Source organism: Kribbella endophytica, assembly GCF_054781295.1.
In genome coordinates this window covers 2,280,611-2,300,655 of sequence record NZ_BAAGUR010000001.1, presented here as the reverse complement: position 1 = coordinate 2,300,655, position 20,045 = coordinate 2,280,611, and the positions used below count along the sequence as shown (strand labels likewise).

Annotated in this window: 27 protein-coding genes, 1 tRNA gene and 1 pseudogene; 4 read left to right on the top strand and 25 right to left on the bottom strand. The window is 63.4% G+C overall.

Annotated features, from left to right (window positions below; genetic code table 11):
- Positions 1-41 precede the first annotated feature (41 nt).
- A complete protein-coding gene (locus tag ACYVIO_RS10930; protein WP_460650561.1) occupies positions 42-746 on the top strand; it encodes an ArsR/SmtB family transcription factor in 705 nt (234 codons plus the stop codon).
- A gap of 63 nt (positions 747-809) precedes the next feature.
- Entirely contained in the window at positions 810-1,049 is a 240-nt protein-coding gene (locus tag ACYVIO_RS10925) for a hypothetical protein (RefSeq protein ID WP_460650560.1), read from the top strand.
- A 195-nt stretch (positions 1,050-1,244) separates the two neighbouring features.
- Here the strand turns inward: ACYVIO_RS10925 and ACYVIO_RS10920 are convergent, their stop codons facing one another.
- The 4 genes from ACYVIO_RS10920 to ACYVIO_RS10905 all read right to left on the bottom strand — a co-directional run bounded on the left by ACYVIO_RS10920 (position 1,245) and on the right by ACYVIO_RS10905 (position 3,910).
- The gene (locus ACYVIO_RS10920; protein ID WP_460650559.1) at positions 1,245-1,919 is read right to left on the bottom strand and encodes a GAF and ANTAR domain-containing protein; all 675 of its coding nucleotides are present in this window, start codon (positions 1,917-1,919) and stop codon (positions 1,245-1,247) included.
- 368 nt (positions 1,920-2,287) lie between these two features.
- Entirely contained in the window at positions 2,288-2,950 is a 663-nt protein-coding gene (locus ACYVIO_RS10915; protein WP_460650558.1) for an anti-sigma factor family protein, read from the bottom strand.
- Positions 2,947-3,489 carry a sigma-70 family RNA polymerase sigma factor gene (locus ACYVIO_RS10910; RefSeq protein WP_273482674.1) on the bottom strand — a complete coding sequence of 181 codons (543 nt, stop codon included), beginning with the start codon at positions 3,487-3,489 and terminating at the stop codon, positions 2,947-2,949. The genes ACYVIO_RS10915 and ACYVIO_RS10910 overlap by 4 nt, the downstream gene beginning before the upstream one ends.
- Before the next feature lie 13 nt (positions 3,490-3,502).
- On the bottom strand, positions 3,503-3,910 hold the full coding sequence (locus ACYVIO_RS10905) for a DoxX family protein (protein ID WP_460650557.1): 408 nt from the start codon (positions 3,908-3,910) through the stop codon (positions 3,503-3,505).
- A gap of 212 nt (positions 3,911-4,122) precedes the next feature.
- On the opposite strand from ACYVIO_RS10905, the gene ACYVIO_RS10900 reads away from it, so the two are divergent.
- A tRNA-Lys gene (locus ACYVIO_RS10900) sits at positions 4,123-4,198 on the top strand.
- Between the two features lie 42 nt (positions 4,199-4,240).
- Here the strand turns inward: ACYVIO_RS10900 and ACYVIO_RS10895 are convergent.
- The 21 genes from ACYVIO_RS10895 to ACYVIO_RS10795 form a co-directional block, all read right to left on the bottom strand.
- Positions 4,241-5,446: a site-specific integrase gene (locus ACYVIO_RS10895; protein WP_460650556.1), complete on the bottom strand. Its 1,206-nt coding sequence runs from the start codon at positions 5,444-5,446 to the stop codon at positions 4,241-4,243.
- Positions 5,447-5,448: 2 nt separating this feature from the next.
- The gene (locus tag ACYVIO_RS10890) at positions 5,449-5,646 is read right to left on the bottom strand and encodes a helix-turn-helix transcriptional regulator (RefSeq protein WP_460650555.1); all 198 of its coding nucleotides are present in this window, start codon (positions 5,644-5,646) and stop codon (positions 5,449-5,451) included.
- Between the two features lie 29 nt (positions 5,647-5,675).
- Complete coding sequence (locus tag ACYVIO_RS10885; protein WP_460650554.1) at positions 5,676-7,238, bottom strand: replication initiator; 1,563 nt, start codon at positions 7,236-7,238, stop codon at positions 5,676-5,678.
- 139 nt (positions 7,239-7,377) lie between these two features.
- Positions 7,378-7,629 carry a hypothetical protein gene (locus ACYVIO_RS10880; protein ID WP_460650553.1) on the bottom strand — a complete coding sequence of 84 codons (252 nt, stop codon included), beginning with the start codon at positions 7,627-7,629 and terminating at the stop codon, positions 7,378-7,380.
- Between the two features lie 29 nt (positions 7,630-7,658).
- Positions 7,659-7,901 (bottom strand): hypothetical protein, encoded by a 243-nt coding sequence (locus ACYVIO_RS10875; RefSeq protein WP_460650552.1) that lies wholly within the window; start codon positions 7,899-7,901, stop codon positions 7,659-7,661.
- Between the two features lie 100 nt (positions 7,902-8,001).
- Positions 8,002-9,051: a hypothetical protein gene (locus ACYVIO_RS10870; protein WP_460650551.1), complete on the bottom strand. Its 1,050-nt coding sequence runs from the start codon at positions 9,049-9,051 to the stop codon at positions 8,002-8,004.
- Positions 9,048-9,347, bottom strand: coding sequence for a hypothetical protein (locus ACYVIO_RS10865; RefSeq protein ID WP_460650550.1), 300 nt, complete (start codon positions 9,345-9,347; stop codon positions 9,048-9,050). Before ACYVIO_RS10865 ends, ACYVIO_RS10870 begins: the two co-directional genes overlap by 4 nt.
- Positions 9,347-9,655, bottom strand: a complete 309-nt coding sequence (locus ACYVIO_RS10860) for a hypothetical protein (RefSeq protein WP_460650549.1) — start codon at positions 9,653-9,655, stop codon at positions 9,347-9,349. Before ACYVIO_RS10860 ends, ACYVIO_RS10865 begins: the two co-directional genes overlap by 1 nt.
- Positions 9,652-9,969: a hypothetical protein gene (locus tag ACYVIO_RS10855; protein ID WP_460650548.1), complete on the bottom strand. Its 318-nt coding sequence runs from the start codon at positions 9,967-9,969 to the stop codon at positions 9,652-9,654. Before ACYVIO_RS10855 ends, ACYVIO_RS10860 begins: the two co-directional genes overlap by 4 nt.
- Complete coding sequence (locus ACYVIO_RS10850; protein ID WP_460650547.1) at positions 9,966-10,172, bottom strand: hypothetical protein; 207 nt, start codon at positions 10,170-10,172, stop codon at positions 9,966-9,968. Before ACYVIO_RS10850 ends, ACYVIO_RS10855 begins: the two co-directional genes overlap by 4 nt.
- Positions 10,169-11,011 carry an FtsK/SpoIIIE domain-containing protein gene (locus ACYVIO_RS10845; RefSeq protein WP_460650546.1) on the bottom strand — a complete coding sequence of 281 codons (843 nt, stop codon included), beginning with the start codon at positions 11,009-11,011 and terminating at the stop codon, positions 10,169-10,171. The genes ACYVIO_RS10850 and ACYVIO_RS10845 overlap by 4 nt, the downstream gene beginning before the upstream one ends.
- Positions 11,004-11,486 carry a hypothetical protein gene (locus ACYVIO_RS10840; protein WP_460650545.1) on the bottom strand — a complete coding sequence of 161 codons (483 nt, stop codon included), beginning with the start codon at positions 11,484-11,486 and terminating at the stop codon, positions 11,004-11,006. Before ACYVIO_RS10840 ends, ACYVIO_RS10845 begins: the two co-directional genes overlap by 8 nt.
- A complete protein-coding gene (locus ACYVIO_RS10835) occupies positions 11,474-11,839 on the bottom strand; it encodes a hypothetical protein (RefSeq protein ID WP_460650544.1) in 366 nt (121 codons plus the stop codon). The genes ACYVIO_RS10840 and ACYVIO_RS10835 overlap by 13 nt, the downstream gene beginning before the upstream one ends.
- Positions 11,840-11,998: 159 nt before the next feature.
- A complete protein-coding gene (locus ACYVIO_RS10830; protein WP_460650543.1) occupies positions 11,999-12,313 on the bottom strand; it encodes a hypothetical protein in 315 nt (104 codons plus the stop codon).
- Between the two features lie 47 nt (positions 12,314-12,360).
- Positions 12,361-12,678 carry a hypothetical protein gene (locus ACYVIO_RS10825; RefSeq protein WP_460650542.1) on the bottom strand — a complete coding sequence of 106 codons (318 nt, stop codon included), beginning with the start codon at positions 12,676-12,678 and terminating at the stop codon, positions 12,361-12,363.
- A 131-nt stretch (positions 12,679-12,809) separates the two neighbouring features.
- Positions 12,810-13,577: a GntR family transcriptional regulator gene (locus ACYVIO_RS10820; RefSeq protein WP_460650541.1), complete on the bottom strand. Its 768-nt coding sequence runs from the start codon at positions 13,575-13,577 to the stop codon at positions 12,810-12,812.
- Positions 13,578-13,644: 67 nt separating this feature from the next.
- Positions 13,645-13,836: a hypothetical protein gene (locus ACYVIO_RS10815; RefSeq protein WP_460650540.1), complete on the bottom strand. Its 192-nt coding sequence runs from the start codon at positions 13,834-13,836 to the stop codon at positions 13,645-13,647.
- Between the two features lie 2 nt (positions 13,837-13,838).
- A complete protein-coding gene (locus tag ACYVIO_RS10810; protein WP_460650539.1) occupies positions 13,839-14,681 on the bottom strand; it encodes a phosphoribosylaminoimidazolesuccinocarboxamide synthase in 843 nt (280 codons plus the stop codon).
- A gap of 34 nt (positions 14,682-14,715) precedes the next feature.
- Positions 14,716-15,570 carry a hypothetical protein gene (locus ACYVIO_RS10805; protein ID WP_460650538.1) on the bottom strand — a complete coding sequence of 285 codons (855 nt, stop codon included), beginning with the start codon at positions 15,568-15,570 and terminating at the stop codon, positions 14,716-14,718.
- Complete coding sequence (locus tag ACYVIO_RS10800) at positions 15,570-17,090, bottom strand: AAA family ATPase (protein WP_460650537.1); 1,521 nt, start codon at positions 17,088-17,090, stop codon at positions 15,570-15,572. The genes ACYVIO_RS10805 and ACYVIO_RS10800 overlap by 1 nt, the downstream gene beginning before the upstream one ends.
- Before the next feature lie 727 nt (positions 17,091-17,817).
- A complete protein-coding gene (locus ACYVIO_RS10795) occupies positions 17,818-19,101 on the bottom strand; it encodes an SIR2 family protein (protein ID WP_460652081.1) in 1,284 nt (427 codons plus the stop codon).
- Positions 19,102-19,776: 675 nt separating this feature from the next.
- Here ACYVIO_RS10795 and ACYVIO_RS10790 point away from each other — a divergent pair.
- Positions 19,777-19,935 (top strand): annotated as a pseudogene (locus ACYVIO_RS10790) (hypothetical protein); the annotation flags it as partial.
- Positions 19,936-20,045 lie beyond the last annotated feature (110 nt).

The following is a 20,045-nucleotide window of genomic DNA, read 5'->3' as shown; positions in this document are numbered from 1 at the left end:
CTTCGGCCCTGGCCGAACCGACCGCGAGGCACGATGGGTGAATGACGACGACCGAGGGGCAGGAACTGGCCGCGTGGGCGCGGATGCTCGCCGACGGCACGCGAGCGACCGTCTGCCTCGCGCTGCTCGACGGCCGCGCGTGGACCGCAACGGAACTGGCCGAGCTGGCGGGCGTCTCCCGCCCGACGATCAGCGAGCACCTGAACCTGCTGGTCGAAGGCGGGCTGCTCAGCGAAGTACGGCAAGGACGGCACCGGTACGTCGAGTTGGCCGGGCCTGAGACCGCGCAACTGCTGGAAGGGCTGTCGGCGCTGGCTCCTCGTCGTACGGAGATCGCTACGAGCCTCAAGAGCGCCAGCCGCCGCGACGCCTTCGCGCGGGCCCGGACTTGCTACGACCACTTGGCCGGCCGGCTCGGCATCGCCGTCATCGACACGATGACCGAACGCGGCCTGCTCGACTGGTCCGACGGACTCGCGTTGACGCCTGACGGCACGCGCTGGCTGGAAGATCTCGGCATTGCGGTCAAGACCGGTCGCGGCCGCCCGCTCGTGCGATCCTGCCTCGACGTGACCGAACGCCGTCCGCATCTGGCCGGCGCGGTCGGCTCCGCGCTGTGCCTGCACGCGCTCGAGCAGGGCTGGGTGCACCGCATTCCGGGCGGACGCGCGTTGAAGGTGTCCGGATCGCTGACCGAGCTAGGGCTTTCTGTTGGTGTGGTGCGAGAACTCGCTTCCAGGGTGTGAGATTCGCAGCAGGGAACACACCTTCGAGAGGCAAGTGTCGGCGAAAGCGCCTAGCCTTCGGCCATGACTGGTTTCGAGCCCGACACCGAACTGGTGTCCAGCCTGCCTCTGCCCAGCCATGTCGTCGTCCAGGTTGACGGTGCGTGGCGCCGCGGCTGGCTGATCGGCCGCGAGCACGAGGACACAGGATGGACCGGAACGGTGCAGTACGAGGGCGACGACGGCGTCGAGCGAACCGAACGGCTACCGGCCGACCGGATCGCTCTGCCGGCGTCGGACCGACCGACTGAGCAAGCGTCGTAGGAGGAACGACAACGCGAAGGCCCCCGAGGATCTCCTCGGGGGCCTTCGCGTGTAACGGGTACTTCGGGCGCCTCGTGCGAAAGCGGATCCCGCCCCAGGCCCTTCGGGCGGTTGACCTGGGGCGGGATCCAGCGTTACACCCTCTGTATCGGTGACAACACGGCCGGTGTTACACACGTCAGGAACTTTTCTGCGTCAGGACAGCTTGCGCGTCTCGATCAGCCGCTGCGCGACGTCCCGCAGCTTCACGTTGTTGTCCTGGGAGTAGCGACGCAGTACGGCGAACGCCTGCTCGTCGCTCAGGTCGAAACGCTCCATCAGGATCCCCTGCGCCTGGCCGATCAGCTTGCGCGCGTCGATCGCCTGCCACAGCGTCGACTCGCTGCGCGCGTTGGAGACCGCCACCGCCGCGTGGTCGGCGAAGACCTGCGCGATCACGTCGTCGTTCTGGCCGAAGCGTTTGGTCGCGGGGTCGTACAGGTTCAGTACTCCCACGGTTGTTGTCGGCGTCCGGAGTCTGACGCTGAGGACGCTGTGCAAGCCGACGCCGGCGACCCCCTCGGACCAGCGAGGCCAGCGGAGATCCCCCGGGACGTCCCCGCTGACCACGCTCTTCTCGTCCTGGACCACGCTGAAGCTCGGGCCCTCGCCGGTCTCGACCTGGACCCGGTCGGCCTCCTCGACCAGCGCGTCGGTCGCGGTCGCCGACTCCAGCCGGCCGCCGCGGTGCACCAGCAGCAGGCTGGCGTGCATGGTGCCGATCCTGGGCAGCACGAACTCGAGGAACTGTTCGGCCGTTTGTTCCACATCGGGCTGCTCGTGCAGGACCTGGGCCATCCGGGCCAGCTCCTGGGCGAACTCGTCGTTCACCGGGCCACTGCGCCCGACGGTTGGAAGGGTGCTCTCACCGGGGTGTTTCCTCAACGGGTCGAAATCACTGCGGGCGGCATGCTGCGCCACCGGCTGACTTCCCAACCGCGATGAACTTTAACACCGACCCGCCGGGCTTCTGTGCGTCCCGCCCCTGGATGTTCGGGCGTCGCGTCCCGGGCGTTCGTGCGGTGCGTCCCGGACGTGAGGCGACCCCGGTGCGTCGGGTCTGAACACCGGGGCCTGGAACGACTTGCCTCTCGAGCGACCGGCCCTTCCTTGCTCTCAGGTGCCCCTTCCGGCACCTGTCATGCGCGTTCGTGGAAGACGCTGTCCCCGACTTGGCCCGGCGTTCGCCAGAAGCCTTGTCAGAAGTGGACGGCCAGAAGGATCCGGCCGGTGTCCGAGCTGCGGATGTCGAGCGCCCGGATCTCGGAGCGGTGCAGCTTCGTCGTCGCACCCGGGCGCACCGTCGTACCGGGTGATGCCGTCCAGCTCGCGATCATCGTGGTCTTGCCGCTCTGGTCGGTGACGAACAGGTCGTAGCCGCGGGCCCGTTCGCTCGGGGTCGCCAGTTCGTCGTACCGGCAACTGATCTCGATCGTCGTCCCCCACCGCTCCTCCACCAGGCGGGCATCGGCGGTCAACTTGCTGGCGACGGTCTGCGCCAGGACGACGTAGTCCCCCTCGGGTTCCTCACGGGCCAGCGGGACCGCCACCACCGCGCCGATCGCGGCTGCGGTGGCAGCGGTCGCGGCAACCAGTCCCGCGACCCGGAACCGCCGCTTACGACGGTCCCGGGTGACGGCCCGGACCAGGCCGGGCAACAGGTTGGGCGGCGTGGGGTCGAGCGTGGCGAGCGCCCGGTCCCCCGGCAGCATCGCCAGGGTCCCGGGGACGCCCGCCAGCGACGCCACCTCCGCCGAACAGTCCGCGCACGTGCGCAGGTGCTCCTCGTACGCGCGCCGATCCTGCGCGGACAACGCGCCCAGCAGGTAGGCCGCGTCCCAGTCCCGGTACTCATCGCTCATTCCTGCGTCACCCCCCTCTCCTGCAGCGCGAGCTTCAGCGCCCGCATTCCGTAGTGCAACCGCGACTTCACCGTGCCCGGCGGGATGTCGAGCTCCTTGGCGATGTCGGTGACGGTCCGCCGGCCGTAGTACGCCCGGACGATCACTTGGCGATGGTCCTCCGACAGCTGCGCCAGAGAGTCCGCCACCAGCCACGCGTCCAGTACGGCGTTCGCGTGGTCGGCGCTCGGCCGTTCCGGGAGGTCGTCGCTGGCGACCTCCCGGTTGACCCGGGCACTGCGCCGGTCGTCGATGACGAGGTTGCGCGCCACCGTGAACAGCCAGGCCCGGGCCCCCGCCTCGTCCTCGGTCAGGATCTGCGGCCGCCGCCACGCCCGCAGCAACGTCTCCTGTACGACGTCCTCGGCGAACCGGTCGTCCCCCGTGAGCCGGACCACGAACCGCCACAGCGCAGGCGCGTGCACGTCGTGCAGCTCACGCAGAAGCGCCGCCCGGTCGTCGGCCATCGGCACTCCAGCTCTGTCGTCGTGGATCGTCATGGCCCGGCACCCGCTACTCGCCGGCTGCCACAGGCTCACGCTTCCTGCCGGGAAGGCTACTTTCCAGCGCCCACCCGCCGTTCCCGAGCACCGCGATCAGCAGGAACGCGAACGCGAACAACGCCGCCTTCTCCCCACCGTTCTCCACCGGCAGCAACCCGTCAACCTGATGCACCGTGAAGTACGCGTAAGCCATCGACCCCGAACACAGCAACGCGGCCCACCGAGTCCCGAACCCCACCATCACCAACGCCCCCGCTACCCCTTGGATCGCCGCAGCCCACCACGACGGCCAAACCAACGGTGTGATGCGCTCCACCCCCAGCACCCCGAACAACGCTGCGGCCCCATGAGTGGCAAACAAGAACCCCACAACAATCCTGAACACAGCAACCACTTGCTCCTGCCAGCGCTCCAACATCTTCACTCCTCAGGTGAATGGACGGCTTTCACACCCCCACCCGCCTCACGCTGACGAGGGTGCTCCTCCCCCTGAGAACGACCCACCCACCCATCCGGTTCAACCGACAGTGATCCAACGATCACCGTCCGAGACCACCTCAACCACTGGTCCTATCCTTCTTTCCAGTTGGCCCCCCACCCCCAACACCTGTCACACTGGTCCCCACACCCGGGCCTCTAGCTCAATTGGCAGAGCAGCGGACTTTTAATCCGCGGGTTGTCGGTTCGAGTCCGACGGGGCCTACCAAAACCGCAGGTCAGGGCGCACATGACCGCGGCGACTAGCCGCTCAGCCCACACCTTTGCCACCTTTTTCGTCGTCTGGCTCGTTGCCGAGTACCCGATTCATCGCCTCGACCACGAGCGGGTTCTTGATCTTCCGGCCGAGGTGTCCGTCCTGGGTCATCGAGACCCGGCTGTGCCCGAGGTGGTCGGCGATCTGACGGGCGCTTTGGCCGGCATCGTCCAGCATGGTCGCGAGCGTCTTGCGGAAGTTGTGCGACTTGACCCACTCCAGGGAGGCGACCTCAGCACGGACCTTCCGGAGATCTCGCAAGGTGTTCGTCGGGTCGCGATACCCACCGATGCTGTCCGGGAACACCGGCCAATCGAGCCTGACCCCAGCGTCGAAGCGACGGCGCAACATGTCGTGGACACGTCGAGGCAGCCCGAGTGACCGCTCCCCTGCTTCGGACTTGGTAGGCCGCCGCACGAGCCCCTGACCGGTGATCCGGCTGATGGTCCATTCGATGTCGACGGCACCGGCCGACAGGTCGGTTTCCGCCCAGGTGAGTGCCAACGCTTCACCAATCCGAACCCCAGTACCCAGCATGAACAGGCTCAGGTCAGGTAGGTCCTTTCTGACCGCGAGCTCGTTATCCGACACGGCCTTGAGCCAGAGTTCCACCTCATTCATCGTCAGCGATCGTGCGAGCTTCTTTCCTCGCGGCCTTTCAATTCGGCGGATCTCACGGACGGGATTGACGTCAAGCGGACCGCTTCGAACAGCCAGCCCCATCACTCCGGAGGTCACGCTCCGACACAGTTTGGCGGTGGGAACCCCGACGTCTGTTTTGACCGTGCGGATGAAGGTGTCCACTCGCGCGGTCGTTACCTCAACCAGCCTGAGTTCGCCGAGCGCGGGCCGAACGTGCTTCTCCAAGACTGACCTGTAGATCTGTACCGTGCCAGGGGAACGGGCTCCATCCCGAACCAGTTCCTCGATCTCTTTGACCCATTCGTCGGCAACTTCGCTGAATCGGTGACTAGGCGTCCAGCTACCTGCTTTCCCCATTTTCGCGCGCCCGCTGAGTGCCTGTTGCAGGTTCGCCCTCGCGGCCCCTTTGGTCTTGCCTCGCCGTTCGATACGGACGAGCTTGCCGTTGAAGTCGCGAAAGTTGGTGATGGCTCTGTAAGCCTTGCGACCGCTGGAGTCAGTGACCTCGTGCGTCCTGATGAGGCCCCAGGTGCCGATCGCGAGTGGCTGTCTTGGCATGGCTAGGCCGCTCCTTCCAACGACTTCAGCCAGCAGTACACGACCTCGCGCTCGTAGCGGATGTACCGCCCGATCCGCAGACCCTTCGGGCCGTAGCCAGTTGTCCGCCAGCGGTACAGAGTCGGCACCGGAACGCCAAGGAACTCCGACAGGTCCTCGACACTCCACAGCCGTTCATCGCGATGCTTCGGCACAGACATTCCGTTCCTCCTTCGTTGACAGTTACGTGTCAGCTCTCGTTGTCCTCGGCAATCAGTTCCTTGATCAGCCGTCTGTGTTCGCGGGCTTTGGCGGCGGCGGTGTTGGCTAGGAGTGCGTCGCCGATGGTTCGCCAGCCGGTGTTGGCGTAGGTGAAGTTGCCGACGATGAGGGTGGTTTCGACGTCGTTGGTGTGGTCGGCGGTGCGGTGGCGTTCTTGCCGCCAGTTCGCGCGTGCCTCGCGTAGGGCTTTGAGGGTGGTGGAGTACTGGCGGGACTTGGTGGAGAAGTGGCCGCCGAAGCCGAGCATGTGTGCCCACTTCTGGAGGCGCCGGTAGGACAGCCGTGCGGAGTTCTTCGCTGCTTCGCCTTCGTCCAGGTCGGAGCCGGGGCGTCCGAGTCGCCAGCAGGCGTCGACCAATCGGCCGGCGTGGGTGTTGAGGGTGGTGTAGCGGCGGACAGTGGAGTTGGTGAGCCTGGCGGATGAGTGGCCGGTTGCTTCGGCTGCTTTGGTGGCGTACTTGGCCAGGTATCCGGCGACGGCGGTTTCGGTGATGACTCCGTCGACGGTCTGCCGGACGGGGCGTAGGTCGAGTTGCTGGCCCCAGGCGATTTCCCAGCCGTTGGGGGCGTCGGGGTGGGGCAGGGACCTGAACCGGGTGCCTTCGACGGCGCGACGGATCGCGTAGGCCAGGAGTGCGAAGTCGGCGGAGGCGTGGGGTACGGCGATCTCGTGGGGTGCGATCGGGTTAACGCCGTCGAGGCGGACCAGGGCGTGGAAGTGGGCCACGCCTCGAGCCTGCATTTCTGCGACCTTGCCGAATGACAGCTTGATGGCGAGGCCGTGCTGTTTGCCCCACCGCTGGAGGGTGTCTTTGACGCGCTCGGTAGTGCGTCGCCATAGTTCGCCGGACAAGACGTTCCAGACGACTTGGTGGTCGTGGTCGTAGCAGTCCAGGCACAGCGGTTTACCGAGGACCTTCTCCCCGTCGTGGTGGGTTTGGTGGCAGCGCTGGTCGATCCCGTGGGGGCACGGGTCGGGGTTGCGGCGGGGTCGGCAGACCTGGTTGCGGAGTTGCCCGTCCCCGCCTCGGTGCTTGCGGGCGGAGTGGACAGCGCCGAACGAAGGTGCGGTGAAGGTGACGAAGGCGCAGGGGTGCTGGGTGACGCTGGCGGGGATCCCCTTGCCGCCTTGGAGTCCGGCCAGGACGAGTTGGTAGGTGTCTCCGCGGTAGATCTCTGCACAGGAGGGGCAGACGGCGGCGCGGCGGTTGCCGCAGGCTTTGTAGATGACGCCGTCGGGCATGTCGTCGGTGTGGCGGGTGGAGATGATCCGGCCGGTGCGGGTGGACACGACGTGGGCTTCGCCGCGTAGCTGGATCGGCCGGACGCATCCGCCCGCGGAGGCGGTGTGGTCGAGCCATTCGCCGTAGTTGGCGGTGGTCGCCGCGCGCTGGATGGCCTGTTCAACGCCTGAGGTCGGGTTCGTGCGCTTCCCGGGATCGATGGTGTGCTTGTGCTCGGAGATGACCTCGACACCGCCCAGGAGGCCGCCCAGGACGTCCAGTGGATCATGGTTGGGGTTGGTGGTCATGGTGACCTCCTTTCGAGACGTTTTGGTCCGTTTGCCGGGGCTACCGGGTCGGCACGGCCGCCCGGAGTTTGTTGAGTGCTGGGTAGTCGAGGCTTCGGCGTTAAGCAGCCAGCGCCGGAGCCGTCTTGACGGTTACGTGTCAGGCGACGGGAAGCGGCGCGGACTCCAGCTCGGGGGTGCCGAACAGGTGGTAGCCGCAGCCGATGCAGTAGCGGCCGACGATGGTGTCGCCCATGACGACCAGGGCGTATTCGTCGCCGGGTTCCAAGACGGTGGGGCACCAGTCGTGGCCGCCGAGGTGTTCGTTGGCGACCCAGTCGCACAGGAACGTTGTGGTGGCGGTGTCGCGGTGAGCGGTGAGTTCGGCGTAGGCGTTGAGGTCGACGGTCATGGTGGAGTCCTTCCGGTTGGTGTCGTGGCTCAGTGGGAGGCGACGGCGGTCGAGTGCTGGGTGATGCTGTTGTCGCAGTGCTGGTAGGGGCAGTGGGCGATCAGAGGGGTGCCGAGCCGGGCGGTGAGCGACCAGACGTAGACGGGGTTCAGCCATTCGGTGCGGGCGACGATGATTGGCCGGCCGCAGCCGTTGCAGTGGAAGGCGCGGAAGATCGAGCCCATGAGCCAGGCGGCGAGATCTTGGTTGGCGCGGTGTTGGTTGGTGGTCACGTCTGATGCTTCCTTTCTGTCGTTGGCTGTTTGGTGGGTTCGGTGTTCGCCCTCACCTCCGGGGTTCGCCCAGAGGTGGGAGCCAGCAACGAAGCCGCGGTTACTCGTCGGGTTCGAAAGTGGTTTCGCAGACGCTGCAGGTGATCTCCCCGAGTTCGAGGACTGCTTTGGCGACGCGGATGCGGCGGGGGCACTGACACGCGCAGGCCACCGCGTTGTTGTTGTTCTTCTTGGATTCGCCGCCGGTGACTTCGGGGTGCCGGTAGGCGATGAGCGCCGACTTGAGTTCGGCCAGGACGGCTTTGTAGGTGGCTGTCGTCTCGGTGCGGAGGGTGCAGACGGACCAGCCGTGCTTGTCGTCCTTGGCGGTGTCGAGGCCGAGCTCTTTGGCGAGTTCGGCGAACTTCTCGTTGTGCCAGCGGCCTTGGCGGCTGGTGTTCTTGATCTCGCGGACGTGCCCGAGGGCGTGGGCTGCTTCGTGCAGCAAGGTGGTGAAGACCTCTCCCACGGGACGTTGGAGTCCTTCGCCGGAGATCAGCACTTCGGACAGTTGGTTGTCTCCGTGCTGCCAGCGGATCGGGGCGAAGTGCCCGTGCTTGGGGCGCTTGGTGGCGGTGCCGGAGCCGACGATGATGACGACGGCCGGAACTTCTTTGTGGTTGGTGCGGATCGCGGTCCATGCCGATTCGAGTGCGGCGACCAGGTGTGCGGTGGTGTAGGTGTCTTGACGCTTACGTGTCAGTCGCGCTGCCGGTGACCCGGTACGGGCCTTGGTGGTGGCCTTCTTGGCCCGCTTCACGGTGACCGTGACGGCGGGGTGGCTTGCTCCTGTCGAGCACTCGCGGAGCTTGTTGCGGACCGCGATGAGTGAGGCGTAACCAGTAGCTCTGCCGCCTTCGGTGGCCTTGACCTTGTCCATGTGGGTCTGGACGGCCTGGAGGGCTGCTGTGGGGCTGCCGGAGTAGGTGGCGGTGGTCTTGGTGACCTCCCAGCCAGTCAGGCCAGTGAGGGCGTTGGTGTTGGAGTTGGTCAAGCCGGTGAGCTTGGTGGTGGTCGCAGGCTTCGAGGCCGGAGCCGGAACGGCCGGCATCTGTGGCAGGTCGAGTTGGCCAGGAACCTGGACCACGGGTGCGAGAGCTTCGGTAGTCACCACTGTTCTCCCTTCTCGATGGCGTCTTGCTTGGCGCAGGTCATGTGGCAGGCGCGGCCGTTGTGGGGGTCGCGCAGGAGGGCTGGAGATCCGCACAGGAAGCAGGGCTGTGGGTTACCGACTGCTGCGTGTGCCCAGTCGTCGGCCCGCTGCGTGCGGTAGGCCTTCTTGGCTTGGGTTTTCTTGGCCACCGGTTCAGGGGCCGGGGTGGTGTCGAGGTCGGTCGGGATGGCCTGTTGTCCTTGACAGTTACGTGTCACGCGGCGCCGGTTGCCCGGTTTGGTTGCCGCGCGCATCAGTTCGCCTGGTTGACGATGCGGAGTTCGCTGAAGTGCCGCATACAGAACTTCGGCAGGTCGTCGTAGCCGCAGAACACGAACCACCACTGGGGTTCGGCCTGGCCGAGGACGATTCCCTGGTACCAGCCCCAGGTGGGGGCGCAGTAGGTGGGCGGGGTGTCGTACGTGCTTGGCTCTCCGAAGGGAGTCCAGACGCGGGTGCCTTCGGGCAGTCGACCGTCGTTTTCGATGAGGTCGTTGTTGTCCTTGAGGAGCTTCAGCCAGTGGTCGTAGACCTCGGACAGGCTCGACGGTGTGTGGGTCATCGCTGGTCCTCCGTCCAGTCGCCGGGGATGTAGAGGGGTTCTTGGGTCCACGCGGCGTTGTCGGTGGCGTGCTCGACCTGGTGGTGTTCGAGCAGTGCTCGGGCTTCGTAGAGGGCGTCGATCAGGTGGCTGATCGCGGTGACGGAGCCGGTGACGAGCTCGATCTCGATCGGGTTGGCTCCGAGGTCGATGACGACCTTCGGGGTCCGGCCGTTGCAGGCCAGATTTATGCCGGCCACGGACTCGTCGGTGAAGTCGTAGCCGATCATCATGCGGTCTTCGCGTTCGCCGCCGTCGGCGTCGTAGAAGGTCATGACGCCTCCTGGAGGGTGTAGGCCTTGGTCCAGGAGCCGTTGAAGGCTTGGCCGTTTCGCATGGCTGACCAGCAGACACCGCAGCGGTGGGGCTGGTGGGGTGACCAGGTGAAGGCTCCGCAGTTGTGGAGCCAGCCGGTGTTGCCTTTGCCGTCGTTGACGGCGGTGGGTGTCCCCGCGGAGACGGGTTTGACGGTGATCATGCGGCCCTCCGGAGGTGTGCAGCACGGCGGACGATCTGCCGGTGCTGGTTGTCGTTGATGAAGGCCGTCTTGAGACGGCGGGGGAATCCGCCTTCGGCTCGGAGGAGTCCGACGCCAAGGGCTTCGGGTGCGATGTCCACGGCGGTGTGACCTTGGGAAGCCCAGCCGGTGCCGAGGATGATGTCGCTGCTGGAGTCGGTGGCGCAGCGGAATGCGAGGCGATAACCGAACAGGTCCCGCAGCGAGGTAGGGACGATGTCTGCCGAGGGCCGTTGGGTTGCGGCGACGACGATGATGCCTGCGGCGCGGCCACGGGCGACGACGTCTCGGACGAGGGCCCGAAACTCTTCTTGCTGTTCCTTGGTGCCGACGGTGACCGTGAAGTAGGCCAACTCATCGATGAACAGGATCTTGGCGCGGAAGCCGTCGCCGGGAACGATCTTCTTGCGGCCGTTACGGGCCAGGTGCAGGTAGCGCTCGTCCAGATCTGCTTGCAGATCCTTCAGCACACGAAGCGCCTTGGGCATGTTGTTGCCGACGAACTCTTTGGCGACCGGTGCGTAGGGCACCAGTTCGACGATCTTGCCGTCGATCAGGATGAGATCGACATCCGAGCACAGTGCGGCGTGAGCCAGGAAGTTGCCTTGTGCGACGGACTTTCCGGCGCCGGGTTCACCGCCGATGAGGATGTTGCGGTACATGAGGGTGACGTGGACGCGTTTGCCACGTGCGTCGAGTCCCAGGTACATCGGGTCGTAGATGGACAGTGCGCCGAGTGGCGCGGGGGTGGCCCCCGGCTTGTGCCGGGGGAACACCTGTTTGGGGATGAAGCTAGACATAGTCGGACACGTCTTCTCCGTTGGCGCCAAGCACCACGGTGTCGCCGTCGTTCACGGCTGCGGTGGTCTTGGTCTTCGAGGCCTTGGTGCGGGTTTCACCGCTGCCGGTTTTGGCCGGCCTTTGATCGGTGGCGCCCTCAGAGGCGGGGTCGGGGCCGAGGAAGGCCATGACCGCGTCGTCTGCGACGGCCGCTTCGGGCATGTCGCTGGTGTCGTTGAGCAGTGGCGAGACGATGTGCTGCTTGGACAGCGGGTCGCGCCGATCGATGTCGATGCGTACGAGTGCGGCGTTGCGGTTCGAGCGGGTGATGACCGCAGTGCGTGCCCAGCACGCGGAGGCCAAGGTTTCGGCCTTGTTTTCCAGGTCTTCGGCCGACAGGCCGGGACGCATGAACAGCCAGACGACCTGACCGGTCTTGGTGGCGAAGCACCCGACGATGAACGGCAGGTTGCCCGACCAGTTCAGGGTGCGCATTTCGGTGAGGCAGGCCGGACGCGGTGCCGGGTGATGACACACCAGACCCGGTTACGCGCGAAGCGGCGTACCAGGTTGTCGGTGAAGATCCATCCACTCAGGACGATGACCAATAGGGCGTTGAGCCACACGGGGTTGGAGTCGAAGTAGCTGGTGATCGCCGCGCCGTGGGTGTGGACGATGTAGGCGACGGTGGCGAGCGTGATGAGTTCCCAGCGCCAGCGCCAGATGCTCAGCAGGATGATGACCGGCAGCGACTGCGACGGCCGGGTGATGGTTTCGACAGCACTGGTGGCACTGCCACGACGGCCGGATACTCGACCAGTCGAGCGCTTGCGGGTAGATTTGGGCATGACAAGACCTCCCGATGAGGGGGTTGAGTCAGGAAAGACACGAAGCCAGGACGGTTTCTGAGGCCTTGACCCGGCTTCGTGTCGGTGTTCCAGGGAGCGGCCCCTTCGAGGGCCGTTCTTGGTTTCTAGCGGTAGTTCAGCGACGTTGACACGTACGTGTCAGCCGCGGTGAGGTTCGGCCGAAGCCGACTGCCAGACCGCATAGCTGTAGTCGCGGGCGGCGATGAGATCGCTGAGTTTGTTCTCAGCGTCGGCGTACATGTCCAACAGCATGAAAACTGCGTCGACGGCGTACATGGTGTCGCCGACGGTGTGGAACGTGACCAGCGGCTCACACCGCTGCAATGCCTTCGACAGAAGGCTTTCGATGTACCGCTTCGCGGTCTCGATCATCTCGACTTGCTTGCACTTGACCAGGTACTCGGCCCGTGCCTGATTCGCTGTGACGGTTCGATCTTCCATCGGCTGCGACATGACTACCCCTTGCTGAGCAGTTGCACGAATCACGGAGCGAGTGGAGATCAGGCCTTCGCGTTACCCGGCGCGTTGAGCGACTTCACCTTGTAGGCAACACCGTTCCGCCCGTTGGTAGCCCACGGCATGGCAATCAGCTCGACCGGCGTGACGACGGCGCCCACGTTGACTTTCGGCATGGCATTGCCCGCCAGAGTCACGTTGATCACCTCGCCACCCGTCTCGTCGAGCGCCATCACCTGGACCGTCCAGAGCAGCTCGTTGGTGTTCTTGTCGGCCTTCTGCCGGCCGTTCTGGTCCTTCTTCTCCTCCACAGCCTTGGTGACGGTGAACGTCTTGCCCGTGATGTCGACATTGAGGTTCATGGGATCGCCCCTTCTAGGCGTCCGACCCACTCCCGTTGAGCGGGTGTTCTAGTTCGAATACTAGAACACTTGACGCGCGTCGGCAAGCACTAAGCGCTACGAGCTTGTAACTCAGCGTTGACGCGTAAGTGTCAAGGCCGCTGAACGCGGGTGGGAGAGTCGCCGAGTCGGCCACGGTAAGTCACGCGCCCGAAGGTGATGCTTTCGCCGTACTCCAGCACGTCGCCGGTGTCGTCGTAGATCCAGTTGCGTCCGACCATGATGAGGGCACCCTCGTCCAGACCCAGCTTCTCGGCTTGCTCAGGGCTGGCGGCCGCCGGTTCGAACTGGTCCTGCCACGCATCGATCTCGCGCTTGAGAATGTTCGCTATGTACGCGAATGTGCCTTCCCTGATCCGCTCAGCGCTCAGCAGCAGGGGTGCCTTCTTTGCCAGATGACCGCGGTAGTACGAGGTCGACGCGGAGGCCGGCCTATCGTCTGCCCGAAAGGTCGTCCGAACGCGGCGGATGACAGGGTCACCGACCTTCAGCCCCAGCGCGTCAGCCACCTGCTCTGAGGCCTCAGCGATCACAGCCTCAGTGATCTTCGCGTAGCTCCCGGTGGGATAAATCTTGCCAGTACGCCGAGAGTTGTCGACACGGTCGTTGGCAGCTCGACCGCGCTCCTCCTCGGTCGTCACGATGCTTCCAACACCACGCTCGGGCTTGATGTATCCCTCAGCCCGCAGTGTCGACAATGCTCGCTGAGCGGTAGCGATAGCCACACCCCATTCGCGCATCAGCGACCGCACAGACGGCACCAAATCGCCAGCCTGCAACTCACCACTGGAGATCCGGGTGCGAATCTCGGTGGCGATCTGCTGATACGGCGGAGCAGGACGCTCCAGCTTCGGGGGCATAACTAGACCTCAGGCTCCACTCGCTGTTCTAGAACACCACCAGCATAGGGGTAGGCCCTGAGGAGGTCTAGTAATCGTCCCGCGCGTTGACCCGATCAGTCCCGCCAAGTCCAGTCGCCGCAACAGAACGGGCAACCTCGACGTCAGCCGGATCCGGCTCGATCCCCTGCTCCTTCGCCGCGAGCAGCCGCTTGTGGACCTTCTGAAGCTCGAGGACGTCAGTCAGGCGAGCTTCCTGGATCTCTTCCCAGGTCGGCATGGTCACTCCCACTTCAGACCGGTAATCCGCTCGTACATCGCCACGTAGCGAGCACGAGTCTCCTCAACGACCTCAGCCGGGATCTCAGGACCCGGAGGAGTCTTGTCCCACGTACCCAGATCACGAGCCCAGTCACGCACATACTGCTTGTCGAACGAGACCTGCCGCTGCCCAGGCCTCCAGTCCTCATCCCGCCAATAGCGGGAGGAATCCGACGTCAGCACCTCATCGGCCAGGACCAACGTCCCGTCCTTCGCAAGCCCAAACTCGAACTTCGTATCCGCCAAGTGCACACCACGACCAGCGGTGATCTCAGTAGCCCTGCTGAACAGCTCAAGCGTCTTCGCCTCAAGCGTCTTCGCGAGCTCCGGTCCAACAGCCTCCGAGACCTCCTCAAAGGTCATCGGCTCGTCATGTCCATCCTCAGGCGCAGTCTTCGTAGTCGGCGTGAACACCGGCTGCGGAAGCTTGTCTCCCTCACGAAGGCCCGGGGGAATCGACACCCCAGAGATCTTCCCGGACTCCTGGTAGGCATCCCATCCAAGCCCAGCAAGGTAGCCGCGGGCGATGCACTCCACCTGGATGATGTCGACCTGCTGAACCCGCACAGCCCGACCCTCGAACTCGGCCGGCACATCCGTAGCCGAGATCACATGGTTAGGCATCACGTCCGCCAGCTGCTCGAACCACCACAGCGACAGACTCGTCAGCAACTTCCCCTTGTCAGGGATCGGCGTAGGCAGCACCACGTCATAGACCGACACACGATCAGTCGCAACCAGGATCACCTCCCCCGGGCGATCGCTGTACACGTCCCGCACCTTGCCTCTATGCAGCAGCTCCACGGCACTGTTCTAGCACACCACCGACGCTAGTCCACTAGCCGTCCTGTGCGACACGGAGTGCATACTCGGACAGACTATTGGCGATCTCGGATGCTCGCTCGACTTGCAGATGAGGGACACCACAGGCGGCGGAGGCCTCGTCGGCTACAGCCGACTGCGAGTGACCAATCCGGCCCGTGACACACACAGTGATGTCCTTGCCAGGCTTTAGCCCAGACCATTGCTTTCGCAACTTGCGCGGAGGCTTGCCCTTCTCAGATTCGATCCATTGAATCTTGTCGACTGAGACACCTGTCGCATCCGCAATCTGCGCCAAGACGCGATCATCTACTTTACCGCCAACGATGTGAACTCGCATACCCACGAAAGCGGATTCAATCTTCCCTTTCGTCTCAGCAAGAAGTTCATCACCCGGCTTAAAACAAAGCAGCAAGCTGTGGGGTGGAGGGGGCGCGAATGACACTTCCCCGGAAACAAAGTCCCAATTAGTTTCAACGGAGCCAATTGCGACGACATGCTCCTCACCGTCCCCCGCTGTGCCTGTTGCGTCCGCCTCCAGCGCGCGGCCAGCGGATTTCAACCCGGTATAGTCTGGCGACAGAGTCACGCGGTGAGCTTCTCGGTCATGCTTAATAATCCGCGCCATCAGATGGTTGAATGCTCGCCGATACTCCTGCCTAACGGGCGCACCGTGCAACTCATCGAGTTGATTTTCCGGATATCCGAAGCGGGCGTAATAATCGTACGCAAATACGCTCGAAAGATCGCCGACACCGATCCTCGTATCACTCGACCACGCGAGGATCCGATCCCAGAAGTCAATCAATTCACCTCGCCGGGCATTTCGACGAGGCGGTATCAAAATTGCTGGATCCAAGAGAATGCGCATTAGGCCCCCCTATGCTTGCCGAGTGTATTTCGTGCCGCCCTGACGAGCGCCCTTCCCTCCTCATCTTGGGTATCAAAGAACCCTTTCGGCCATACAGAGAGATCACCCAGGTCACTTATCTCAATTCTGCGCAGTTCAGAAACTCCTCGATCCTGCTCTGCGAACAAAATTGTGACGGCTGCCGCATCTTTGCGGCCCTCAGCAATGCGTCTTCTTAGGCGAGTGATCAAGTATTCACTGTGAGTTTCTACGACAATTCTCAGATCCGGTCGAGCGAAAAGAAAGAAGTCAGCAAGTTCACTCTGAACGGCCGGATGAAGGTGTAGCTCCGGTTGTTCCAGAAGTACAATCGAGCCTGATGCCGCAGAAAGAACTACGGCTAGCACTGGAAGCACTTGACTCGCTCCAACGCCAATGGTTGTGAGATCCCTCTCAACACCGTTCACTTTGATTCTCAGGCCCCGACCAAGTTTTCCCTGATCTTGCACAGCGACAGCATCGCCGACCCCGAGTTGAGAACTCCATCGGCTCACCGCTTCAGGAAGCGGATCTCTTCTCGCCCTCCCACCGACCATTCGGTACTGGATATGGCGATTTTTCTCCCGTGCCAACAAATCGGCTGTGTACTCGCCTTTCGGTCCGGCCGGCAGGTTACGATATCGCGCACCGGTGGGCGATACTACTTGCGGCTCTTCTCGGAGCGGTCCAAGGTAACGAATACTCTCACGTATAGACCGCTGACCCTCCAGAGCGGACGCAAGGATGTACCAAGCCGGAGTATGCAGCTGACTGACCCCGATGGGCGGCACTGCGGGCCCCGCGCTACGACCATAAATGTGGCCAAATCTTCCGACAGGAATACTCGCCCATTCATCTTTCTCCGCCATGTGCGATGCAAAAACCGCGAACAACGGCTCCAAATCTTCCGACATCTCAATGAAGGAAGTTGGCGTCATCCGCCCTTCAGGGAGAAGGCGGCGAAGCGATTTTGGTATCCCCTCTGCCGAGCGCCGAAGCCAATTCGAAAGTTGCTCGTATATCTCAAAGCTTCGCTCAGGATCCTCACTAAGCAGCCCAGCTCGGAGGTTCCGGGTCACATCCGTGAATACTTGTGAATAGGTGCGATGATGGACGATACGGTCCGGCGACATACCTTTAAATGTGACGAAGGTCTTCGACGGAGCATCACGTCCATCGATAGATTTCACACTCAGCAAACTTTCCCCGAATCCGTCACCGCTCATCAGTTTCTCGCGGATTGCAGAGGGAACTCTCTTACTGGTTGCATAGAAGGCAGGCTCTCCGTCAACCTCAGCCGAAAACTCGGAGACCACCAGGAATCCATCGCTGTTCTTCAGCGTGATACTGACCGCCATCTCAACCGGCTCATCACGGCTGGCCCTCAGGGTGTAGCCAACGGTCATGTCCTCGCTCCCGGAGCGGATAACATCAACCGGCTCCCCGAGCCGAACCATCGGGCCGTTGAGGATCAACTCGTCCTCGGTGCTCTGCGCGAGCATGAGGAGACTCTGGATCAAGCTCGATTTCCCTGAGCTGTTTGCTCCACACAACACGCTCAAAGGGACGAGTGGCAGAGACGCGTACTCCAATGCTTTGAAGTCGCCAATCGTCCACTCGGTCACCCGAAGCCGACCTGGCCGAGCTAATCGGGCTACACCTTGGCTTACCGACATCTACTTCGTCCCCCATCCTCCGCGCCCCCTGCTGCGGCACGAGGCCGCTGGGCCATGCTTGCAACAGATTGCCCACCTTTTCGTCGCACGGCTCCGCATGCAAGCACGATCTGACAACTTTCTCTACGTCTTCAAGACGGGCCCCTTCAGGGCCCCGAAAGCGCGCCGCCACCGTAGGGCGGGCCGCCTGCCTCCCGCTCTCGCTTCGCTTCGCTCCCGGCGCGACCCTTGGCTTGGCGCGCACGTGCCAACAGGGTGCCGGGTCGAAGACAGCGGCACTCGCCATCAACGGTTCGACACCCTGTTGCGTACCGCTTGCTTCCGATTGGCCGGCCACCCGTGCGGGGCAGGGCATGCCTGCCGCCTGACCGGGGGCTACCGGATCGTCCCGACAGCAATCGTGGGAGGGACGGCCCTACGCGCCACGCGTCAAGGGCGCCTCCGGCGTCGCTCCGCGATCGAGCAAGCTCGCCCCTGGACCCGCGCCACTCCGGACCTCAGGCGGCAGCTATCGGGACGATCCGGCGGACTGGCCGCGGTTGACACGTAAGCGTCAGTCTCCGGTTGAAGAGATAGCGGAGCGTAGATCTGCTACCGACATCAATTCTGGGCCAGGCCCGAAGAGCTTAGCAAGTGCCTCGCCAGTCCCGAGCCGCAGGATTCGGTGGTGTCCTCGGAGTGAGTTCGCGTCACTTCCCTCAACAGGCGAGCCGGATATCGCCCCCAGCAGACTGTCGATGAAGGAATCATTGGAATATGGAAGCTTCACCTCATATTCAGAACTCCACGATCCGAATAGCTTCAGGTCAATCAGAGTGAGGCGAGGATCCTCACAATTGTTGTACCATCTGCGCAGAGCAGCATTGATATGAGCATCCCGATATGAATACCCAATGATCACGAGATGGTCAGCATCGTGAAGAAGTTGATCGAACTCGCGAAGCATCGCCAGGAATGGCCCATCACTGCGCAACTTGTCGCGCTGCCCAAATACTACGCCTGGCCGTGCTCCGTGAGTCAATTCGCCAGGCGGCGGTGGACCCACCACAATCCTCTCATCAGGCAGTCTATCCTCGTCAGGGCGATTCTTTCCCAGTATCCAGTCTATAGAGCCGTGGAGCTTCAGTAGGTGAACGTCAGCGCCCGCCTCCCAATCCCAGTCATACCCGCCCGACCAAAGCGTCACCCCTGTCGCCACTTCCTTTCCGGCACGTGCGCACAGCAACTCAATTGAGCGATCATAATTCAGGGTGGCAATTCGCAACGGCCGCTCGCGGTTAATGGATAGCAGTGGCGAGAGGTAGTCTACGGTTGATCCGTCGAGTGTAAGACAACCTTGCAGGACCTCCACCATTTTATCCTGGAGGTGCGAATAGACCGCGTCAGCCTTGGTATCGGATGACGATTCATCGACTGCCCGCGCAAAAATTTCAGCCATTCGCGCATCTGACGGACGCGCTGTGAAGAATTCGCGTCGAAGACTTTCAACACTTCGTCTGAGGGAGTACGGGTTCGACCCTGTAATCGCAGTTAAGCCAGCACTCCAACTGGCCACGAATGGCGCGATTTCCAGCGATCCCCTATCGGAAAGCATCTGGACTGCGGAGAACAGTCGCTCGACGTCGATACCATCGAAAGCGCTGCCCCCGCGGGCAGTGTCATGGGCAACAAGAGATCCGATGGCGAAATGAAGAGCGTGAGGAAGCCCGATCATTCGGGAATATCGGTCACCTTCGATGCTCTTAGTGATCTTCTCCGTGAGATCGAATGATGCTGGCAGACCAGCCTCAACAGACGCACCAGCACCCAAAAGCAGAACAATTCCCCCTGCTGACATCTCCACCCCAACCTTGGCAATTTAAGAATGACAGATCAGACGCTGCCGGGGACATCGGCGAAAGTTGCGATGCCTAGCGATGTCCCGCGCCTGTCGATTGTGTGGGACGCTCGGTCCCGCGTCGAGCCGGTCCTCCACCCCGTCGCTTGGAGGAGCCCCAAAGCCACCCCTTTCACCACCTCTTTGGAGGCGAAGCGCTACCAAGCGACGGCAACCGTTGATGACTACGCTTCGTGAGAGTTCCCAGGTCAGCCCGCAACTCCAACAGTCAGTGCGTGCTGTCGGCAGGTGTGGATCGCCAATCCGCGGGTTGTCGGTTCGAGTCCGACGGGGCCTACCAGGTTAAAAGGACACCGCCTCCGGCGGCGGCAGTACCACCGGCGCCTTCGGCGCGGGCGCCTACTGCGGCCTTCCGAGAGCAGCACTGGCGGCTTGAGGGTGGCTTGCTGAGGCCTCCGGGATCTGTCGGCAGCATCTGGCATCTACCTTCCTCCGGCACTACAACCACTGCCGCCTCTGCCACCCACGCACCCAAGGCGCAGCAGGCAATCCTGCCCAGTGGGATACCAGAGATGTCGCATAGGCGGAGAACGACCCATCTCCAAGCGACGGCACTACCTTCGGGAGACCCTCCCGGCCGGCACCCCCAAAGCAAGCCGTGAGGCAGCGAAGGCGATGCGTCGACTCCAGACGCAGGTCGATGAACGTCGACAGCCGCGCACGAATGCAACCGTCAGCCAGCTCGTAGAACGACACCTCGACCTGGTCGACCTCGAAGAGACGACGCTTGACAGCTACAGGGGCTACTTCGAGCGAAGCACCCGGCCGCAGCTCGGCGACGTCCCGGTGTCGGAGCTGAGAACCCGCTCGATCGAACAGTTCTACAACAAGCTGCGGAAGTGCAGCGCGATTTGCGATGGCCAGCCGATGCTCGACCATCGCAC